The organism is Paenibacillus sp. FSL K6-1217 (assembly GCF_045040735.1).
Classification (GTDB): domain Bacteria; phylum Bacillota; class Bacilli; order Paenibacillales; family Paenibacillaceae; genus Paenibacillus_AQ.
Window position 1 is genome coordinate 2,218,790 of the sequence record NZ_CP150271.1, and the last position, 18,909, is coordinate 2,237,698.

An 18,909-nucleotide genomic window follows, 5' to 3' on the forward strand; every position below is an offset into this window, starting at 1 on the left:
CCTCCTGCTTCGTTTATCAACGGTTCAACTTCCCGGATGCTTCTTAGAGAATAACGTATATGCGGCGAATTTTCACCTTTATTTTCACCAAACCGCCCTTAAATCCGGTTGATTTTGAACTCGGCCCTGTAATAGAATTAATGGATTATATAGAAAAGGATGCGCATACGCAATGCCTTACAAGGAATCCCGTTCTCTTAGAAAAAGATCGATTCTGTTCTTCTCGCTGATCATGCTTGTGAAGAGTTATTTCGCCTGGTATTACTTATTCGAGGACGGTCCGACCTGGACCACCTGGCTGAAGGAAATCCCCTTTGTCCTGCTTCTGTTCTGCCTCATTGAATGGTTCGCCACGAGGCACAAGGTCGCCATCTACCTGATCGTCAATCTGCTCATTACCGTCCTGTTCTTCTCTCTCATCGTCTATCATAATCATTTTGGTATGATTGCTACGTCACAGGTCTTCGGACAGGTCAAACAGGTAGGCGCCGTCAAAAAAAGTATATTCGCCGTCGTGCATCCACAATATATGCTTATCTTCGTAGACATCATTATCATCAGCCTGATCATGCTCCGGCGGAAAAAGGCGCTGGCCTGGAAGCATTCCATGTCCCGCCCCAGCAACCGCAAGGCGGTAGCCATCCTGTTCTGCATCTCGCTCACGCTGTGCATGATGAATATTTTCCCCAATAAAGCCAGTATGAACGAGAATGTCAAGGCTGAGCAAATGGGCATTCTCAATTATGAAGCCTACGCCCTGCTGGGTGAACCCGCAAAAGAGGAGCCTATGGACCCTGCGCAGATCTCCCAGTCCGGCATCGACATGACGAAGGGCATTCAGCAGAAGGCTGATCCGGTGCTGTTCGGGGCAGCAAAGGGCAAGAATCTGATCATCCTGCAAATGGAGTCTCTGCAGACCTTCCTGATCAACCTGTCGGTGGACGGCACCGAAATCACGCCTAACCTGAATAAGCTGGCTGGCGGGAGCTACTATTTCCCCCGGTTCTTTCAACAGGTGGGGCAGGGGAATACCTCGGATGCCGAATTCATTGTCAACACTTCCTATTATGTTCCGCCGGACGGTCCGGCCACGGATAAGTATGCTCCGAAGGATCTGCCCAGTCTGCCCAAGCTGCTGGAGGCTCAGGGCTACGACACCGCGACCTTTCATACCAATAATGTGGAGTTCTGGAACCGCGGGGAGCTGTACAAGGCGCTGGGCTTCAACCAGTATTATGACAAAACCTACTTCGGCGAAGAGGATGCCGTCTTCTACGGCTCTTCGGATGAAGTTCTGTATAAGAAGACCTCTGCCGAGCTTGCGCGGATGGATCAGCGTGAACAGCCCTTTTATGCCCATGTCATCTCGATGTCTTCGCATAATCCGTTCTCGATCCCGGAGAGCAAATACAAGATGACCTTACCGGAGCGTTACGAGGGGACGCTGGTCGGCGACTATATCCGGGCTGAGAACTATGCGGATTATGCGCTGGGCCAGTTCATAGAAGAGCTTAAGAGCAGCGGTGTGTGGGATAACAGCGTAGTGGTCCTTTACGGCGATCACCGGGGCCTTCCTATATTCTCGCTAAAAGAGGCCGACAAGGTCCTGCTGGAGGAGATTCTGGGCCATGAATATAATGAACGCGATCTAATTAATATTCCGCTCATCATGTCAGCCACCGGCATAACCTCTCCTGCCCTGAAGGAGCAGCTCGGCGGTCAGGTGGATATTCTTCCTACGGTATCTAACCTGCTCGGTGTCCCGCTGGACTATCATATCCACTTCGGACAGGATCTGCTTAACCAGACCGCGTATAACCTGCTGCCGCAGCGCTATTATCTGCCTACGGGTTCCTTCGTTAATAATGAAGAGCTGTTCCTGTCAGGCAGCGGGTTCGAGGACGGCCAGCATTATACGTTATCCGGTGACGGAACCGATCTGCTGCAATCGACAGAAGATGAGTTCACCCGGGCGCTGGAGCTGCTCCGCATGTCGGACAGCTATGTGTCTCAGCTGCCGGACCGCCCGGTGGAAGAGACGGATGTGAGTGAGTAAATGGGCAAAGCCCGGTTCGGGAGATATCTCCTGAACCGGGCTTTTTGTTCTGAGTCACATTCATTGGTCAATCAGTTGATGGCTCCGCAAGCACTGGACTAGGCTGCCTCAGCCAGGCGGCTATGGGAGGTCTCGCGGCAACTGACACAGGCGGATTTCGAAAGCATTGTGAGTGGCTGACGACTCTTAAGCCGGGGCTAGCTGCCCGCTAGGCACCAATCCCGTCTTTCCGTCATACACAGATAGAAAAGAAGGGGGATGCGGAATGCTTAACATGACAGATGAAGAAGAGTGGGCGATCTTTCTGGCAGCTGTCTGCGGACAGACCTATACCCAATTTGCCAATGCGGATGGTTCTTTCGTGGTACCGGCGGACTTCTCGGCCGTGCATAGCTTTCAGGCGAAGTCCAAGGGGAATGTGTGGGAACTGTTCGGATTCATTCTGGAATCCCCGCAGGAGATTATTATCGCCTGGCGCGGAAGCATCTCGACCAATGACTGGCTGTCGAATATGAATGCGAGTCAAATGAAATTCAAATACATTCAGGAACCCTGCCTGACCCATCGAGGGTTCACCGATATTTATGCATCCGCCCGGGATGCAATTCTAGCTGTACTGGGCACTTTGTCCACGGAGAAGACGCTATATGTAACGGGCCACAGCCTTGGCGGGGCACTGGCCACCCTGTGTGCGCTGGATGTGGCTGCCAATTCCGCGTTCGCCGCCCCACGGCTGTATACCTACGGGTCTCCGCGTGTCGGGGACCCGGCTTTTGCCAAGGCCTTCAGCCGGTATGTCAAGAGCAGCTACCGCTATGCCAATCTTTTTGACGTCACTACGTATGTTCCTCCGACCGTCTACAAGCTGCCTAAGCAGAAGACCAAATACTATTACACTCATGTTAAGACGCTTAAATCCTTGTCCTTCCAAAATGGCAGCCCTGAGCTGAACCATGTCATCCGCAATTATTTCGCTGTGCTAAGGATGACGCGGCCGGACTTCACCACAGCTATGTGCGCCGCGAACCCAAGATTCTGCCCGGTCCCGGAGCTGGTCACCTAATTGCGGACAGCGAGATGAACCATTTTATGAACATTTCAACCCTCCTCTTAATCATCATTGGTGAAGCCTGTTGACCGCATCTGCATGCATGTAAGTGGTTTCACCAATGATTCTAAAGGGCTTCCCGCTGTCATAGAACCGATAATTCACCGCTATTTAGGCCACAATGTTACGATTATCCTCTCTGCTTCCCGTTGATCTTACGAATCTCCTCCAGCGGAAGCTTCGGTGTCCGGTCTGCCGTTAATAGTCCGTTCACTTCCTGCTGGACATCCGTAATCTGGGTGTAGCAGTATCCGCAGATGTACGGGGTGTCCTTAATCGCCTGCGTGATGCTGCGGAAGCGCTCAATGAAGGCCTCTGTGCTGCCCACCTGCTCCCCATAGCCCCATCCTTCGCCGGTGTCGAAGGCAATGCCCCCGAATTCACTGACCATGACCGGCTGTCCCCGGTATTCGTAGCCTTGGGCCATCGCATATTTCCAGTTATTGAACGAGAAGCTGCCGCCAAGCAGACTGCCCGGATCTGCATACCGCTCAAGTAGCACTGCGCCACTCTCTTCATAATCATGCAGGGTAATAATATCGCTGATGGTATGCTCCCAGCCGTCATTCACAATCACCGGACGATTCGGATCAATTGCCTTGGTCAGATGATAGATGCCCTCTGTGAATTGCTGCTGATGCTTGTTCGTGTAGACCTGCGGAATCCCCCACGATTCGTTAAAAGGCACCCAGGTAATCACCGAGGGATGATTATACTGCTGCCGGACAATCTCTGTCCATTCATTCGTGAATTGCTCCACCGCCTCATCATTGAACTCATAGGTGGCCGGCATCTCCGACCAGACCAGCAGACCCTTCACATCACACCAGTACAGGAAGCGCGCATCTTCAATCTTCATATGCTTGCGGACTCCGTTGTAGCCCATCGCCAGAACCGCATCGATGTCAGCAATCAGCGCCTCCTCCGAAGGCGGGGTCAGATGGCTCTGCGGCCAATATCCCTGGTCCAGAATCAGCTTCTGATACACCGGCGTGTTGTTGAGCAGCACCTTGCCCTGTTCAATGGAGATTTTGCGGAGTCCGAAGTAGGAGTATACCCGGTCGATCACCTGCTCCGCCTGGTACAGAATGAACTCCACCTCATACAGCACCGGAGAGGCCGGTGACCAGGACTGGAGCTTCCACGGGCCGTTTGCTTCATGCGTAAGTTCAACTTCCAGCTGGAGCGAAGCCCGGTCCGCCTGAAGCGAGACCTCCTTGAAGATCTTCTCGCCTGTGCTGATCCGGGTCTCCAGCCGGAGACTAGGGTCTGCTCCATGGGTGTTGTATTCAAAACGGACCGAACGGGTATCGAGCTCCGGCGTGATTTTGACAGACCTGAGGTACGAAGGAGATACATACTCCAGCCACACACTCTGCCAGATTCCCGTCGTCTGCACGTAGAAGCACTCGAAATTGTCATCCACCCAGCGCTGCTTGCCCCGAGGCTGTGTGCAGCTCTGGCTGTCCTCTGCCTTGACGCTCAGAGTGTTCACCGCTCCAGTATCCGTGTTCAGATAATCGGTAATATCCAGTGTAAAAGCTGCGTACCCGCCTTGGTGCCCCCCGGCATAGCTGCCGTTCACCCACACCTTCGCAATGTAATCTACCGCCTGGAAATTCAGCAGCACCCGCTTATTGCCCAAGCCTTCAGGCAGTTGCAGCTCCCTCTCATACCAGACATATGGATGGAACGCGGTCTCGCCGATCCCGCTGGCTTCTGTCTCATAGGTGAACGGAACCTGAATCTTCAGATCGCCGTTCAGCGCCTCATGCCACCGCTTCCGTTCCCCTGTGTTGTCATCGTCATACCGGAAATTCCATTCCCCGTTCAAGCTCTGCCAATCGTCACGGATGAACTGCGGCCGCGGATAATCCTTGATATAATGCCGGGTTGTCATGGAAATGCACACTCCTTATGAACAATAATTTTGTTTTAATACAATAAATATGTATCAATTATTGCAGAAACTGCTGAAATGTCAATGCTGACGCAAAAAAGAACCTTCGCCGTAAGCAGCAGGTTCTTCGCCGTAAATAAAATCTTCCGTTAAGCTTAATTCTCATCTAAGGCTCAATGCTGTAAAAAATCTTCATCACCAGATCCTGCTCATAATCGCCGAACTTCTTCCCGAACAGGTTCATGCCGCCCTTGTACCTGGCATCCTTCTTCACACCCAGCCGCAAATCCACATAGTTCTGTCCGGTCAGCTTCAGCTGCTCCAGAGTCACAGCGGACAGCTCCTGATGGTCAATGGTGCTGCGGGTATCGTCTACACTCCAGGTCTTGAGTGCGCCGAACTGGGTCCCTGTATCAATCCACCAGGAGGGATTCAGCTTCCCGCGTCTGCCGCCGAAGTCACCGGGCGAGGTCCAGGTCCCCACCTCCACCCCGTTGATCCACAGCGTAATATCCGAAGGCCAGTCATTCTCATAATTCGGCGCTTCCGAGCAGATCTCCATGGAGAACTGAATCCGGTGGATGTCCGCCCCTTGCGGGATCTCCAGCGGATAGCGGTATTCGAGATAGCCTTTGCGCAGCCAGAGAAGCTGGGCATGCACCCTGTCCGGATGGAAAAATCCCGCCGGGGAGTCCTCCGTTATAATCGGACCGCTCTCACTGACCATGCCGCAGGTAGGCGACACTTCACAGGCCGTGAAATTGCCGATCGGCATGGCAATCTCATAGCAGTAATCGCCGTGATCGGCCGACGCGAGGCGCTCCGGGACATTGATGATGATCTTGATATCATCATAGATCCGGCTGCACACCTTCATCGCCCCGCGTGAAGCGGGCAGCAGCTCGGTCTCAATCAGCCCCGCCTGCTCCAGCACCTTCACATTGGAGGCTGCCGTGGATACCGGAATCTCCAGCGCCTCCGCCAGCTCCGCCACATTCATTCTCCGGCTGTTGAGCAGCGCAAGCATTCTGAGCCTCAGCTCTGTAGAGAGCGCATGTGTCACCTTCACCAGCTCATCCGCATGTTCCATGGATAATTCCAGCATATTGTTCACCCCTGTCCAGCTTAGTTATCCAGCATCACAACCTGATCACCGAGCCGAACCTCTCCTGGAGTGATGACTGAAGCATAGACGCCGAACTGCTGCTTCAGCTCTTTGTAGACTTGCTTCAGCAGGGAGCTGTCCCGTTCGAGGGTATCCGGGTTCGTGGTAATCATCACGCAGCGTTCACAATAGCTATCCACTTGCAGTACTGTACTGCCTATCGACAGACGGCGGCCGAGCCACTCTTCCTCCCCGAACGAGTCCTCACTCACTTCCACGAGGAAGTTGCCCCGGAAGCGGCGCTGATCGACCGGTTTGCCCCACAGGGCTTCCAGCTTCTTCAGGCTCTTATCCGTCACCAGCAGAATACTCGCCCCATCTACCGATAACAGCTCCGGGTGCTTCTCCTCCGGGTGTGGTGCCATGAACTCAGACATGGTAATTTCGGTGGAAGTCAGACTTTGAATTTCGTCCAGCAGCTCCTGATCCCAGCCGAACACGCGGCCATCCGCAGCCGTCACCCGGATATCTTCACCTGTATATTCAGCCTTATAGGACATCATCTTGGGAATCTTCCGGGCAGTGATATACTGCGACCAGTCTTTTTTGGTCATATCATAAAAGGAACAATACCGATCTCCCTCCACTCCGTAAGATACAACCTTACAAGACTCCAGCGCCTCCCCCGCAAAGGATTTCACCGGATAACGGTTAATCGATTTAATCTCCCCAACTGTAACTGACACGCCCACACCTCTTCTGTCTATAATCTACAGTCCCTGGCTATTTTTACTGTATCGTCCTTAACTTCTGAATCTCTTCTATGGTAAGGCCCGTTGCCTCGGCGATAACAGATAGGTCTATACCTAGAGCAAGCAGTTTATGAGCTGTTTCTTTTTGAGCGTCTGCTTTGCCCTTAGCCTCACCTTCAGCCCAGCCCTTAGCCTCGGCCGCCTTAGCCGCTTCATACATCGACGCTTCGTCATGCAGATAGCGTTGACGCGCTTCATATTGTCTGCGCGCCTCCTCGTTCTGACTCAGAAACTCCAGCGTGTTCATGGCTTTTTTCAGCACACGTTCGTTCATCGTAAGCACCTCCCATTTGAATGGGTTTGCTGCGTTTCGGTTTTATTATACCATTATCGCTGCCTGTTTTGCGTAAGGCAAGAGCCGGACAGCAAAATAGAAAAGGACAGCCCGAAGGCCATCCTCATCGTAACATATATTTAGATATTTACAGTGATTCCCGGATTACCCGCTTGTAATACAGTACGGACAAAAGACCGAAGATCGAGTATAACACAGTATATACCGCCATCACTACGAACATCGGAGTAAGCATCTCGGTGCCGAAAAAGAACCAGCCGGATTTTACCGCAAAATAACTGTGACACAAGCCGACAACCAGCGGAATGCCGAAATTGAACAGCTGCTTAAACTGGATGCCGCGCAGAAGATCGCCTTGGGTGAAGCCCAGCTTGCGCAGTATCGTGTATCCCTCCCGCTCCTCCTCGCTCTCATCCATCTGCTTGAAGTAGAGAATACAACCGGAGGTAATCAGGAACGTCAGGCCCAGGAAGCCTACAATGAACATAATGAGGCCCATATTGGTCCGCTGGTTGAATTCAAATTCATATTGCGAGAAGCTTGGAAACTCCGGCTTCTGTTCCAGATAGATTTCATATGCCTCTTTGACTTGCGAACGATTCTTCAGCACAATACCACGGTAATTCCCGCTGCCCGGTTTTTTGTACTGCAGATTCGGGTCCTGATGCGCTGTCAGCTCCTTGAAGACCGACTCGTCTACCACGAATACCCCGATCACTCCACCACCATAACTATAAGGCAATACGGGCTTTTCAGACAACCCGTTAAGCTGCTGTTTCATGATGCCGTCCTTAGTGTAAAAGTCCACTTCACCGCTGTCCTTGAGCTTCAGCATGGTTTGCAGCGTATGGGTGTAGCCTGTAATCATTACATCACCCGGCTGTACATCCATCCCTTCCAGACTGCTGTCACTGATCACGGTAGCCTCGAGACTGGTGTCATAGTCCGGGAATGTACTGCTCACCAGGACTTCCCCAAGATCCAGCTTCACCCGGACTGTTGGAATCTCGAGCACCGTGTACCCGATCTTCTTCTGATCCAGCGCCTGAACGAAGTCGCTCCCCGCTTCCTTCATAACAAAGCCGAAATCATGCGGAGAGCTTTCTCTGGCTGACGTCTCCACGGAGTAATAAGAGATATAGCTCAGAGAGAGCAGACCGATGGCCAGTGCGGATACCGTGGTGATGACGGTCAGCAGCAGGGCGTTGGATTTCATCCGGAACATAATCGAAGAGAGTGACAACACTTCGTTAATGGACAGATAGCCTTTTTTCCGCTTACGGATGAGATTGAAGATGAAGCTGACCGAACCTTTATAGAATAGATAAGTACCGGCTATAACCAGCGCCAAAATGATAATCATCGCCAGCATCAGTCCGTTCATGTCGCTGAATTTCCCGCTGAACAGCTGGCTGGATACATAATATCCTGCAGCAATGAAGCCAATGCCGAGCAGCCCCATAATGATCTCCCACAGGGGCATTTTCTTAACCATTCCTTGGGAAGTGGACGTTGTCTTGAACAGCGAGAGAATGCTCTGCGCCCGGATGAAGGTGTAATTCATGATCATAATCAGCACATACACCGCTGCAAACACCAGTACAGTCTGCATTAGTGCCTCAGGGGAGAAGCGCAGGGCCGCCAGCTGGTCGATCTCCAGGATTTTGAACAGAATCATCAGGATCAGCCGGGACATGACGAACCCCGCCCCGATACCGATGAAGAGCGAGCCGAAGTACAGAATCAGATTCTCGGCGCTCAGCAGTGCGAAGATTCTCGTCTTGGTCAGTCCGATCAGCTGGAACAGACCGATCTCCTTGCTGCGGCGCTTGATGAAGATGGTGTTCGCATACAGCAGAAAGATGGCAACAATCGCAACCAGCAGAACAGAGGAAGCGCCGATGGCGGCCCCGCCTTTGATCGAACCGCTGACCTCATCCATCGCGGGATCATATTGCAGCGTCACGAAGGAGAAGTACAAGGCCACACTGAAGATTAGGGCAAAGACGTAGAGATAATAGTTCTTAATATTCTTTTTGAGATTCCGCAGGATGATATAATTCAGATTCATTGCGTGACACCGCCAAGTACTCCCTGGGTACTGATAATATCATTGAAGAAGGACTGGCGGGATTCATCGCCCTTGTTCAGCTGTGTGTAGATCTGCCCGTCACGGATGAAGACCACCCGGCTGCAGTAGCTTGCGGCAACGGCATCATGCGTAACCATCACAATGGTAGCATCACGCTTGCTGTTCATGGCGGCCAGCTTGTTCAGCAGATCGGACGCAGATTTGGAATCCAGGGCCCCCGTAGGCTCATCGGCAAAAATAATGCTCGGCTCATGCACGAACGCCCGCGCCGCAGAGGTCCGCTGCTTCTGCCCGCCGGAGATTTCCGCCGGATATTTGTCCTTCAGCTCATAGATTCCCAGCTCGCCGGCCACCTGGTCGAATTTCTGATGCGCCTCCTTCTTGGACATGCCTGTAATCGACAGCGGCAGCATGATATTCTCCTTGACCGTCAATGTGTCGAGCAGATTATAATCCTGGAAAATGAACCCGAGATGATGCTTCCTGAACTCGGCGAGCTGCTTCTCCTTCATTCCGGTGAATTCCTTGCCCTCAATTTCGATCGTGCCTTTGCTTACCCGGTCAATCGAGGAGAGAACATTCAGAAGTGTCGTTTTACCTGAACCGGAAGGGCCCATGATTCCTACGAACTCGCCTTTATCGACCTGAAGATCAATGCCCTTAAGGACTTCCTGTTTATTGAATTTGTTGCCATAGGTTTTATAGATTTTGTTAGCCTGCATGATAAGCATCTGTTTCCCCACTCCTTTTCTATAGCTTTATCATAAGCGGGTGGAGGAGTATTTTCCTGCGCTTCGCCGAACAAATGGAATAGGCATGTGACAATAGTGTCACATGCCGTTCAACCGCTGAAAGTCATTCTCCCTTGGAAAAGTCAGCGTAAACACACTCCCCTGCCCGGGAATGGAAGCAGCGTGAAGCCTGATCTGCAGCGGCTCCGCCACCTGCCGGGTCAGGTACAGCCCCATGCCGGTGGCTGCCCCCTCCTGGCGGAAGCGCGATGAGGTGAAGCCCTTATCATAGATCCGCGGCAGATCCCGGAGATCTATTCCCTGTCCGCTGTCTTCAATGACAAGCGTGACATGACCGCCCTCTTCACGGCTGCGGATTATTATATCGGAGGCTTCGCTGTATTTCACGGCATTGGTCAGCAGCTGTCTGAGCATGAAGGCCAGCCATTTGCCGTCTGTCAGCACCGTGCCGGACTCAAGCTCTACGTCGAACCCGATTCGCTTGGTGATGCACCAGGATTTCAGGCCCCGGATCTCCTGATTGAGAACAGAAGCGAGACTAACCTTCTCAATGAACAGATCATTACGGATAAAGGGAATCCGCTTCTGATGCAGCTGCTGGTCGAGCAGATGGTGAATCCGCAGCCATTCGTACATCAGCTGTCTTTGCAGCGTCTCGTCCGGCAGGCGCTCGATCATAAGCTGCATGGCAGTCAGCGGGGTCTTGACCTCATGTATCCAGGCCAGCAGCTCGTCCTTCTCCGATTCCAGCAGTTGGACATTCACGAAGGACTCACGCTTGTAGCGGTCCGTCTGGGCGCTTACCGCCTCATGAACCAGCCGCTCCATCGGACTACCCGGCTCCAGGACTGCCTGCAGCTCATAGACCTGATCCCAGGAGGCAAGGCTCTTGTAGAACTTGGTCTCCCGGGAATACCGCAGGAAGATGAAGGCCAGGCAGAGCAGCGTATTGAGCAGTACTATGTACAGAATCGGCAGCAGCGGGATCGCAGAGTCAACATAGGCCACGAATATAATAATCAGCTGGAGCGCGGCCAGCAGGAGCAGCCAGCTCCGCTTCTCGGTGATATATTGTCTTATCATTGTTCCGCCTCTTCGGTCGCCATATACCCTTGCCCGACCTTGGTCTCAATGAAGGAATCCAGCCCGAGCGGCTCCAGCTTCTTGCGCAGCCGATTCACGTTCACAGTCAGCGTGTTATCGCTGACAAAATGCTCGTTGTCCCACAGGCTGGTGATGATCTCCTCACGCTCCACAATGCTGTTTTTGCGCTCCAGCAGGATTTTGAGAATCAGCATCTCATTCTTCGTGAGCAGCGCCGCTCCCCCGCTCCCCGTAACCGTATTCTTCACGAATTCAATCGCCGCTCCGCGCCAGGTCTTCAGCTCCGTGCCTTCCATGCTATAATTATAGACCCGGCGGAGGATAGCCTGAATCTTGGCAATCAGCACCTCGAAATGGAACGGCTTCTGAATGAAATCATCGGCCCCAAGCTGCATCGACATCACCATGTCGCTCGGATGGTCCCGGGAGGAGAGGAAAATAATCGGCACCTTGGAGTGGCTGCGCAGAATCCGGCACCAGTGGAAGCCGTCGAACTGCGGCAGCTGGATATCAATCACCACCAGATCCGGCTTCACCTCCGTGAATTCCTGCAGGACCTTGCCAAAATTCGTAATCCCGTACACCTCGTAGGACCACTGGGCGAGCCTTTCTTTAATCTCCCCAAACAGGGTGATGTCGTCTTCGATCAGCATAATTTTGAACAAACCGGACTCTCCTTCAGAAGAATTACTATCGGACTATTATACTTCACATGTATTACTTTTGTGAAACCTGCCCTATGCCAAGTAACGTATTAGATACTGACATCCAAAAATTTAAACATATCAGGGAGCTGATTATCATCGGAACGTTTAGCGCAATCTTCATCTTGTTATTTGGAATTGCAATCAATGCGTTTGCCTTATATGTACGCCGAAATCCCACTTTCACCTGGCAGTCGAGTGAAAGCTGGAAAATGAAAGGCGACGGTGAACCCAGCGATGCCTACATCAGCTCCATGCGCTTCAGAGGGGCCGTGGGCTTATGGATAGGCTCATTCGTTATGGTGATGGGGATATTGACACTGTGGAGTGCTCTTAGCTAAAGGAATAGCGGACTGACTGCAATAATGTACTATAGCGATTCGCGGTCCCGGTGTATATTCATGGAACTACTTCTACTGGAGGTCATCATGAATATCGCTGCTTTTATCATCTATTGTATTGTGGTTACCTTCACACCGGGCCCGACCAATATTGTGATCCTCTCCTCTGTGCAGCACCATGGGGGCAGAAAAACAATGGGATACGTCGGCGGAGCCACACTCGCGTTCGGACTGCTCCTTGCCGCATCCGCTCTGCTGAACCGTCTGCTGGCGGGCATTCTCCCGCATATTCTCGGGGCCATGCAGATTATCGGCAGCCTGTACATGCTCTACCTCGCTTATCAGGTGTACAGGATGGGCCGTTCTGAAGCGGCAGGCCGGCAGGCTTCCGGTTTCCGCTCCGGGCTGCTGATGCAATTCGCCAATCCGAAGGTGCTGCTGTTCACGCTGACCGTGATCCCAAGTTATGTTATGCCCTATTATAGCTCACCCGCAGCAGCCTTCATCTTCGTCATAGTCATTACTGTGATCGGTTTCCTGGCCTTTATGGCCTGGGTTATATTCGGCTCCGTATTCAAGAGCTATCTGAAGCGGCATCAGCGGGTGATGAATAGTATAATGGCTCTGTTTCTAGTATACTCTGCTGTAATGGTATCCGGTATTTTATAGAACGGCGGTGATTCAGGTGGAGCAATTCAATTATAAAAAGTCAGCAGAGATCCTCGCCTTATCGGCCAGCATGACGGATTTCACTTACAAAAAGCATTGCCACGAAGAATACGCCGTCGGCGTTACCCTGCGCGGCATTCAGCAATATACACTGGACGGCAGCCGGCAGGCTTCGCACCGGAATGGGGTCATGCTGTTTAACCCGGAGCAGATTCATGACGGAAGCTCCTATGACCGGGCAGGTATTGACTATGTCATGCTGTATCTTAAGCCTGACCTGATGGCCGAGCTTCTGGGCAAACAGGAACTGCGCTTCACCACTCCGATCGTCTATGACAGAGAGCTGGCGCAATGCATCTGCAACCTCAGTCACGCTGTCCAGAGCGGGGCCGATGAGTCACTGGGCAGCGAACTGCTTGTTCAGCTATCCAACCTCTTGTCCCATACGGAAATTCAGACCCCGCGGCGGATGAACAATGCTTTTGTCACCAAAGCCAAAGAAATGATGTACTGCAGCCTGGACCAGGTACTCAGGCTCGACGACCTCGCGCGGGAGTTCAATCTATCCAAATATCAGTTCATCCGTGAGTTCAAAGCCCATACCGGAACCTCACCCTATCAATTTTTCCTGAACTGCAAGGTCGAACATGCCAGACAGTCCATCGAGAAGAATAAGGATATCTATTCCGCAGTGGCTGCATTCGGCTTCACAGACCTGACCCATCTGAACCGCCATTTCAAAAGTGTATATGGTCTGACTGCCTACGAGTACATGTCACAGCTGGCTTAGTAACTGCAATTCTGTTATCAGAGCTGTTACTCTGCCGCCAGCATCTTCTCAAGCTGCTCCAGCACCATCGGCCACGCCTGCTCATGCCGGTCTCTGGATTCCGCATCCGGGAAACCGGCATGTACCAAGCGAAGCATAGTGCCTTCTTCTTGAGGCTCAAGTACAACTCGCACTACCGTTTCCGCCCCCTTGGTTCCTCCCGCACCTGTAACCCAGGTCAATTCCACCAGACGGCCCTGCTCTAGCTTCAAGAAGCGCCCGTAATGCGGATACCGCTGCACTTCATGACGGGTCTCGAAAAAGAATACGCTATTTACAGTCCCCTCCATTAACACGGTTCCCGGCGCCGCAAACCAGCGGTCGAACTGCTTCGTCCAGGCTTCGTACAACACTTCGGGTGAGGCCGTCATCAGGCGTTCCACACTCAAGCTATACGGTCTCGAGGAAAGATCAGGTGCATTTACAGTCGTATTCATAGAAATCGCCCCTTCTTCTATTGGATCTCAGCTTCCAAGAACAGATAACTCTCCTGTATTCTACATCTGTCCTCCATAATATCAAAGATTAACTGGCATAAATCGCACAAAAAGAAGGGCTGCTCCCGTCATCCTCATGACTTGGACAGCCCTTCCTAGGTAAGCCTACTTCTTAATAATTATCTCGCCGCCTTCAGGCCGGCTAGTGTAGCTGTGATCCCGGGAAGCTTCCTCGATCTGATGGAACGCCCAGTGGATCATCGGCACATCGGACCATACCGGCACGGTCTCACCGTACAGCGGTCCTCTTTCCAAAATCCGGTTGAACACAGCAACTCCTTCGGCACGGGTCAAGGCTTTGTTCGGCTGGAAGCTGCCATTCGTCATGCCTTCCATATAACCGGCCTCTTTTGTTTGGCCGATTGCATTCTCAGCCCAATGGCCAAGAGCATCGTTATAGCTGTGTTCAACTGTACCTGAGAGTGCTTTCCAGCGCGCAATGATGACTGCCATTTCCGCTCTGGTGATGCTCTGCTCCGGTCTGAAGCTTCCGTCTGTCAAGCCCTTCATAAGTCCGGCACCTGTGACCTGACGGATGGCTTCTGCTGCCCAGTGGCTGCCTGCGCTCTGATCATAGCATTCACCGGCTTGATTCAATCGACCCGCTGCCTCTTACATCTGTAATAACCTTGGCAGCAATTATTTTCCCCGCCTGATCCAATCCTTCGATCTCGAACGGCACGCCCGCCGTAGCCGGCTGAAAAGCAAACCAGATCGTCCGGCCGGACGCCGCCGTAATCAGCTTCGCTTCGGATTTGTCCGTCCCGGCCTCCTTCTGCTGAACAATAACCTGCTGAATGGACGGGTCGAGCACCTCACCGAACAGTAGGGGAAAAGGCGTAGAGACCTGCTCTATTTCTGGCACCCTCATATAATGCATGACCGCCGGGGAAGGATCTTCACCCATTCCATATCCCGCTCCCCAGACCCATTTCCAGCCGAGCCAAGTCTTACGGACATACTCTACCTGGAGATCGCCGCCTTCCTCCCGGCCCGGCCGGGTAAGGAACACAAGCTCCCCCCTGCCCACAGTCTCCTCATGCACCACCGTCATCGCATCGGACTTACGGAATAACTGCACGGCTTCCTCAGGGCTGCCGCCAAGCGGAATCTGGAGGGTCTGCTCCAGTCCCAGGGATTGCGACATCCGCCGGTCAGACCAGCCGCCGGGTCTTTCATACATATATAATAAGATATAGAGTACCGCGACAGAAGCAAGAATCACTCCGGCCGCGATCCCCCATCTCCGGGCAGTTTTCATCTCTTTATACATCCCCAATCCCAAGTGTTTACGCTTACAATGGCTTCCATCTAACTATAGAATATTTCCGGGCGGATTACAAAAGTACCCCTTGACCAAGCTGAGAAATCATTTATTTCAAGCAAAAAGCCAGCAGACAAGGCTCCTGGCGGGCCTGCATCTACTGGCTTATCTCATTCACATCTATGAGTTGAATTGTATTATTTAACTTCAGTAGCTCCGGTAACTTTACCTTCCAGAACTGCTGTTGCCTTCACATCTTCGCTGGAGAAGTACAGGTTGCCGTCGATAGTAGCATCCTTGTATACGTTGAAGCCGTTAGCTTCTACATATACATCACCCTTGATCGTACCGCCTTGAACGCGGAAGTTCTCGCTCTGTACCGTTACTTTCGGTGCAGTAAGGGTGTAAGAAGCTGTAACCTTGTGGTCTGCATCCTGTGCGTACAGGGCAAGCTTACGGTAGATCGGCTTAGCAGCATCGTTCTTGTCGTGGAACTCGCCTGCTACAACTACATCCTTGTCAACGGTCAGATCATTCAGCACTGCAACAATCCAGGTTCCCTTGTCGCTTACTGCATTAATGAAAGAATCTGCCTGGTTCACGATCGAAGCGGAGGTTTTTGCATCTGTCTGCTCTGTTGCTGGTGCAGTAGTCGCTGCCGCCCCTTTGTCTGCATTGTTTTTATCCGATCCGCAACCCGACAACAAAGCTACCGATACCCCTGCTACTACTAATACTTTGAATAATTTCATTTTAACTCCCCCTGTTTCTTTTAATTAACTTTATTATATATTAAAATTTTATGAATACAACGTGATAAATTTCACGAATTTGTGTCTTTTTTCACAAAGTTTCATATTTGCTCTTTCAAAGTATCCTCCCACTCCTCTCTAAGCAGCCCCATCCGGATAGAATCATAGAAGATTCCTTTTTAGTAGCGGCATTTTCTAAGCCTGGCTTCCGTCATCAACCCCAGCTTCACTCCTGCCTTCATCATGCGCTCATTCCCGGACCAGGTGGTGTAGCCCACTCGGATTAACGGCAGGATACAGAACAAATGACCGATCCACAGCTTGAGGGCTCTAGTCCCGTAACCGCTGCTGCAATAAGCAGGATCATAGATAACAATCCCCATCTCCAGCCAGTATGACGGCTCATGCTCCCAGTAGTAGCTGACATCACCTATAACAACGTCCTCTACTTCTATTACCCAATTGTTCCCACATCCAATAATCTCGGCTCGCTTCCCGTAATACGTCTCCCATGTAATCCGCTTGTGTTCATAATAAGGCGCATCCCATTTCTTCCATTCCGGCGCTTCCTCTTTATAAGCGAGCTCCCACAGCCTGGGCAGATCCCCTTCGGCTATTGGACGTATCCGCAATTCGTGATCCTGAACCATTGATCTCCTCCGTCCAGCTAATATTTTACATACTGATATTATATTAGCTGAAGTGCTGGAGCGGTTGCCGGTATTGAACAATTATAATTAAGGAATACAGAATGTACAGGCTACTGTAAACTTTTCACGGAGCTTAGCGTTGTATTGGGGAAGGGGGCAAGACATGGCCAAAGAAACCATTCATCACTTTCTGCACCAAGCGGGAACTTTGCTATACCGGTACTTGAGGAAGCGCGGACTTGCCCGCGAGGACGCTGAAGATATCGTTCAGGACACCTGTTATAAATATCTGGTCTATCAGGACGGAATTGGCTCCAAGCAGGTTATGAGCTGGATGTTCCGTGTCGCGACGAATCAGTTCTATGATCTCAAGCGGAAAGATAAACGCCATCCGGTGGTCGATGTTGACGATATTCAGCTTCTTTCTTTAACCCATCTGCCGGAGATCCAGCTGCTGAGGCGGGAAACTGCACAGACGATCCGTGACACACTGGCTCTGCTTTCTGAGCAGCATCAGGAGCTGCTAATCCTCAAATATGAGTTGAATCTGACCTACAAGGAGCTCTCCTCCCTGTACGGTATGAATGAGAATACGCTCAAGACACATGTCACACGCGCCAAAAACAAATTCATCAAACATTATAAGGAGGGTATTTAAATGGAACAGAATCAGGAGCAGGACCGGTTTATTCTCGGAGGGAAAAAGACTCAGCAGCTCATCAGAAAAGCCAGACTCCGCTCCACCCTGAAGACAATTGCCATCATTCTCGTTGTAACCCCGGTTATTCTCGCTGTTATCTGGTATGGCCTCTACCACTTGAGACTGAACCAGGGAGACAAGGTACAATCTGAAATTCTCTGGAAAAACGAGATCAGCGCCCCTAATGTTCATCTCAGCAACCAGTCAGTGAAATTGGATAGCTTTGGAGGCGAAACCTACAACCAGACTTACAAATGGCTAGGAAATAAACCTTATATTTGGGAGACCATCGAGGAATCCTATAATTTATGGGGCCGCTCCACCGGAAGATACGGCGCATCTGGAGCGATTTCGCCGCCGGAAAAGCTGCGCCCTTCCTCCTCATATCCCCGTTACAACTCAGCCACCGGGGACCGGGAAATGTCCTTCTACCATCCAGAGGTTCAGTATGATTCATATGAGGACAGCATCAGTCTGCTGAAGCAGCTGGGCGATGGCACACTTGTGGAGATGGCGTTGTCTTTTGACCAAGCCTATACGCTGGATGAGACGCAGAAGCTTCTACCTGCCGGGGTACAGCCTGTCTGGTTCTGGGTGGATGCCTATACTCCCTCTTATAAAAAATACCTGAAAGAAACGCGCCAGACCATCGCAGCCGATTCAATGATCATCTACGGATTCCATGGAGAGCAGTTTGCTCCCTACGGCGGTGTAGACTCCTTCATTAATAGTGTCGAACGGCTGCGGAAGCAGGGCAAGAACTTCACCTGGGAAGCTGATCAAGTCCATGAGAGCCTTGCCGGGGATAATGATATACTGGAACCGGATGATATTACGATTATTGGTGTAGTCGTAACCGGTACTGCTAAGCAGCTAGAAGCTCTGCAGAATCAGGCTTATATCCAAGGATCAACCTTCGGTGTGGTCTCTGATGCAATATCACTTCCTAACTAACCTGCGGTAATAGAGCTCTCCAGTCAAGGTGCAGCATGAATTGGACATCTGTATAGTTGATTGAGATAATGTGTACTGGATCTGTGGAAGACCTTGATGCTCACCAAGATTGAAGTGCATTTCGGTTTAGCATAAACGAATACTTGGTTGGAAATCAGACGTTTTAGTTGAGCGAAGTGCAGTTAAGCCTGCCGCAAACGCAACCCCCATCAACGGGCACGACAAACCCTCAGCCAGCAATGTGCCCAAATGATTTTCACTAGTTGTGGCAAGCTGATGCTTCATTAGAACCGCATAAGAACCGCACGCACACCCTTCACGTGGT

At 51.6% G+C, this 18,909-nt stretch carries 20 protein-coding genes; 7 read left to right on the top strand and 13 right to left on the bottom strand.

Annotated elements, in window-relative coordinates; translation table 11 throughout:
* Positions 1-172: 172 nt before the first annotated feature.
* Both MHH28_RS09955 and MHH28_RS09960 read left to right on the top strand, forming a co-directional pair.
* Complete coding sequence (locus tag MHH28_RS09955; RefSeq protein ID WP_405114409.1) at positions 173-2,056, top strand: LTA synthase family protein; 1,884 nt, start codon at positions 173-175, stop codon at positions 2,054-2,056.
* A 265-nt stretch (positions 2,057-2,321) separates the two neighbouring features.
* On the top strand, positions 2,322-3,119 hold the full coding sequence (locus MHH28_RS09960; RefSeq protein WP_405114411.1) for a lipase family protein: 798 nt from the start codon (positions 2,322-2,324) through the stop codon (positions 3,117-3,119).
* A gap of 175 nt (positions 3,120-3,294) precedes the next feature.
* Here MHH28_RS09960 and MHH28_RS09965 read toward each other — a convergent pair whose 3' ends face one another.
* From MHH28_RS09965 to MHH28_RS10000, 8 genes are all read right to left on the bottom strand, one after another.
* Positions 3,295-5,064: a glycoside hydrolase family 2 protein gene (locus tag MHH28_RS09965; protein ID WP_405114413.1), complete on the bottom strand. Its 1,770-nt coding sequence runs from the start codon at positions 5,062-5,064 to the stop codon at positions 3,295-3,297.
* Positions 5,065-5,230: 166 nt separating this feature from the next.
* Positions 5,231-6,169: an ArsR/SmtB family transcription factor gene (locus MHH28_RS09970; protein ID WP_405114416.1), complete on the bottom strand. Its 939-nt coding sequence runs from the start codon at positions 6,167-6,169 to the stop codon at positions 5,231-5,233.
* 20 nt (positions 6,170-6,189) lie between these two features.
* Positions 6,190-6,915, bottom strand: a complete 726-nt coding sequence (locus tag MHH28_RS09975; protein WP_405114418.1) for an MOSC domain-containing protein — start codon at positions 6,913-6,915, stop codon at positions 6,190-6,192.
* Between the two features lie 43 nt (positions 6,916-6,958).
* Positions 6,959-7,255, bottom strand: coding sequence for an Rpn family recombination-promoting nuclease/putative transposase (locus MHH28_RS09980; protein WP_405114420.1), 297 nt, complete (start codon positions 7,253-7,255; stop codon positions 6,959-6,961).
* 148 nt (positions 7,256-7,403) lie between these two features.
* Positions 7,404-9,347 (bottom strand): FtsX-like permease family protein, encoded by a 1,944-nt coding sequence (locus MHH28_RS09985; RefSeq protein ID WP_405114422.1) that lies wholly within the window; start codon positions 9,345-9,347, stop codon positions 7,404-7,406.
* Positions 9,344-10,099, bottom strand: a complete 756-nt coding sequence (locus tag MHH28_RS09990) for an ABC transporter ATP-binding protein (protein ID WP_405114424.1) — start codon at positions 10,097-10,099, stop codon at positions 9,344-9,346. Before MHH28_RS09990 ends, MHH28_RS09985 begins: the two co-directional genes overlap by 4 nt.
* Positions 10,100-10,198: 99 nt before the next feature.
* Positions 10,199-11,203: a sensor histidine kinase gene (locus MHH28_RS09995; RefSeq protein WP_405114426.1), complete on the bottom strand. Its 1,005-nt coding sequence runs from the start codon at positions 11,201-11,203 to the stop codon at positions 10,199-10,201.
* Positions 11,200-11,889: a response regulator gene (locus MHH28_RS10000; RefSeq protein ID WP_405114428.1), complete on the bottom strand. Its 690-nt coding sequence runs from the start codon at positions 11,887-11,889 to the stop codon at positions 11,200-11,202. The genes MHH28_RS09995 and MHH28_RS10000 overlap by 4 nt, the downstream gene beginning before the upstream one ends.
* Before the next feature lie 74 nt (positions 11,890-11,963).
* Here MHH28_RS10000 and MHH28_RS10005 point away from each other — a divergent pair, with 74 nt between their 5' ends.
* From MHH28_RS10005 to MHH28_RS10015, 3 genes are all read left to right on the top strand, one after another.
* Entirely contained in the window at positions 11,964-12,269 is a 306-nt protein-coding gene (locus MHH28_RS10005) for a DUF6199 family natural product biosynthesis protein (protein ID WP_405114430.1), read from the top strand.
* An 87-nt stretch (positions 12,270-12,356) separates the two neighbouring features.
* Positions 12,357-12,938 (top strand): LysE family translocator, encoded by a 582-nt coding sequence (locus MHH28_RS10010; protein ID WP_405116983.1) that lies wholly within the window; start codon positions 12,357-12,359, stop codon positions 12,936-12,938.
* Between the two features lie 16 nt (positions 12,939-12,954).
* Positions 12,955-13,728, top strand: coding sequence for an AraC family ligand binding domain-containing protein (locus MHH28_RS10015; protein ID WP_405114433.1), 774 nt, complete (start codon positions 12,955-12,957; stop codon positions 13,726-13,728).
* A gap of 26 nt (positions 13,729-13,754) precedes the next feature.
* Here MHH28_RS10015 and MHH28_RS10020 read toward each other — a convergent pair whose 3' ends face one another.
* The 5 genes from MHH28_RS10020 to MHH28_RS10040 all read right to left on the bottom strand — a co-directional run bounded on the left by MHH28_RS10020 (position 13,755) and on the right by MHH28_RS10040 (position 16,930).
* Positions 13,755-14,204, bottom strand: coding sequence for an SRPBCC domain-containing protein (locus tag MHH28_RS10020; protein WP_405114435.1), 450 nt, complete (start codon positions 14,202-14,204; stop codon positions 13,755-13,757).
* 165 nt (positions 14,205-14,369) lie between these two features.
* Complete coding sequence (locus MHH28_RS10025) at positions 14,370-14,861, bottom strand: S-layer homology domain-containing protein (protein WP_405114437.1); 492 nt, start codon at positions 14,859-14,861, stop codon at positions 14,370-14,372.
* Positions 14,845-15,525 (bottom strand): hypothetical protein, encoded by a 681-nt coding sequence (locus MHH28_RS10030; protein WP_405114439.1) that lies wholly within the window; start codon positions 15,523-15,525, stop codon positions 14,845-14,847. Before MHH28_RS10030 ends, MHH28_RS10025 begins: the two co-directional genes overlap by 17 nt.
* 200 nt (positions 15,526-15,725) lie before the next feature.
* Complete coding sequence (locus tag MHH28_RS10035; RefSeq protein ID WP_405114441.1) at positions 15,726-16,280, bottom strand: hypothetical protein; 555 nt, start codon at positions 16,278-16,280, stop codon at positions 15,726-15,728.
* A 179-nt stretch (positions 16,281-16,459) separates the two neighbouring features.
* On the bottom strand, positions 16,460-16,930 hold the full coding sequence (locus MHH28_RS10040) for a GNAT family N-acetyltransferase (RefSeq protein WP_405114443.1): 471 nt from the start codon (positions 16,928-16,930) through the stop codon (positions 16,460-16,462).
* Between the two features lie 163 nt (positions 16,931-17,093).
* On the opposite strand from MHH28_RS10040, the gene MHH28_RS10045 reads away from it, so the two are divergent.
* Both MHH28_RS10045 and MHH28_RS10050 read left to right on the top strand, forming a co-directional pair.
* Complete coding sequence (locus tag MHH28_RS10045; protein WP_405114445.1) at positions 17,094-17,588, top strand: RNA polymerase sigma factor; 495 nt, start codon at positions 17,094-17,096, stop codon at positions 17,586-17,588.
* Complete coding sequence (locus tag MHH28_RS10050; protein WP_405114447.1) at positions 17,589-18,584, top strand: anti sigma factor C-terminal domain-containing protein; 996 nt, start codon at positions 17,589-17,591, stop codon at positions 18,582-18,584.
* Positions 18,585-18,909 lie beyond the last annotated feature (325 nt).

What these genes read in the sequence shown, in the direction of transcription:
- MHH28_RS09955 (WP_405114409.1), top strand. Translation starts at nt 173, where the DNA reads ATGCCTTACAAGGAATCCCGTTCTCTTAGAAAAAGATCGATTCTGTTC.
- MHH28_RS09960 (WP_405114411.1), top strand. Translation starts at nt 2,322, where the DNA reads ATGCTTAACATGACAGATGAAGAAGAGTGGGCGATCTTTCTGGCAGCT.
- MHH28_RS09965 (WP_405114413.1), bottom strand. Translation starts at nt 5,064, where the DNA reads ATGACAACCCGGCATTATATCAAGGATTATCCGCGGCCGCAGTTCATC.
- MHH28_RS09970 (WP_405114416.1), bottom strand. Translation starts at nt 6,169, where the DNA reads ATGCTGGAATTATCCATGGAACATGCGGATGAGCTGGTGAAGGTGACA.
- MHH28_RS09980 (WP_405114420.1), bottom strand. Translation starts at nt 7,255, where the DNA reads ATGAACGAACGTGTGCTGAAAAAAGCCATGAACACGCTGGAGTTTCTG.
- MHH28_RS09985 (WP_405114422.1), bottom strand. Translation starts at nt 9,347, where the DNA reads ATGAATCTGAATTATATCATCCTGCGGAATCTCAAAAAGAATATTAAG.
- MHH28_RS09990 (WP_405114424.1), bottom strand. Translation starts at nt 10,099, where the DNA reads ATGCTTATCATGCAGGCTAACAAAATCTATAAAACCTATGGCAACAAA.
- MHH28_RS09995 (WP_405114426.1), bottom strand. Translation starts at nt 11,203, where the DNA reads ATGATAAGACAATATATCACCGAGAAGCGGAGCTGGCTGCTCCTGCTG.
- MHH28_RS10005 (WP_405114430.1), top strand. Translation starts at nt 11,964, where the DNA reads ATGCCAAGTAACGTATTAGATACTGACATCCAAAAATTTAAACATATC.
- MHH28_RS10010 (WP_405116983.1), top strand. Translation starts at nt 12,357, where the DNA reads ATGAATATCGCTGCTTTTATCATCTATTGTATTGTGGTTACCTTCACA.
- MHH28_RS10020 (WP_405114435.1), bottom strand. Translation starts at nt 14,204, where the DNA reads ATGAATACGACTGTAAATGCACCTGATCTTTCCTCGAGACCGTATAGC.
- MHH28_RS10030 (WP_405114439.1), bottom strand. Translation starts at nt 15,525, where the DNA reads ATGAAAACTGCCCGGAGATGGGGGATCGCGGCCGGAGTGATTCTTGCT.
- MHH28_RS10035 (WP_405114441.1), bottom strand. Translation starts at nt 16,280, where the DNA reads ATGAAATTATTCAAAGTATTAGTAGTAGCAGGGGTATCGGTAGCTTTG.
- MHH28_RS10040 (WP_405114443.1), bottom strand. Translation starts at nt 16,930, where the DNA reads ATGGTTCAGGATCACGAATTGCGGATACGTCCAATAGCCGAAGGGGAT.
- MHH28_RS10045 (WP_405114445.1), top strand. Translation starts at nt 17,094, where the DNA reads ATGGCCAAAGAAACCATTCATCACTTTCTGCACCAAGCGGGAACTTTG.
- MHH28_RS10050 (WP_405114447.1), top strand. Translation starts at nt 17,589, where the DNA reads ATGGAACAGAATCAGGAGCAGGACCGGTTTATTCTCGGAGGGAAAAAG.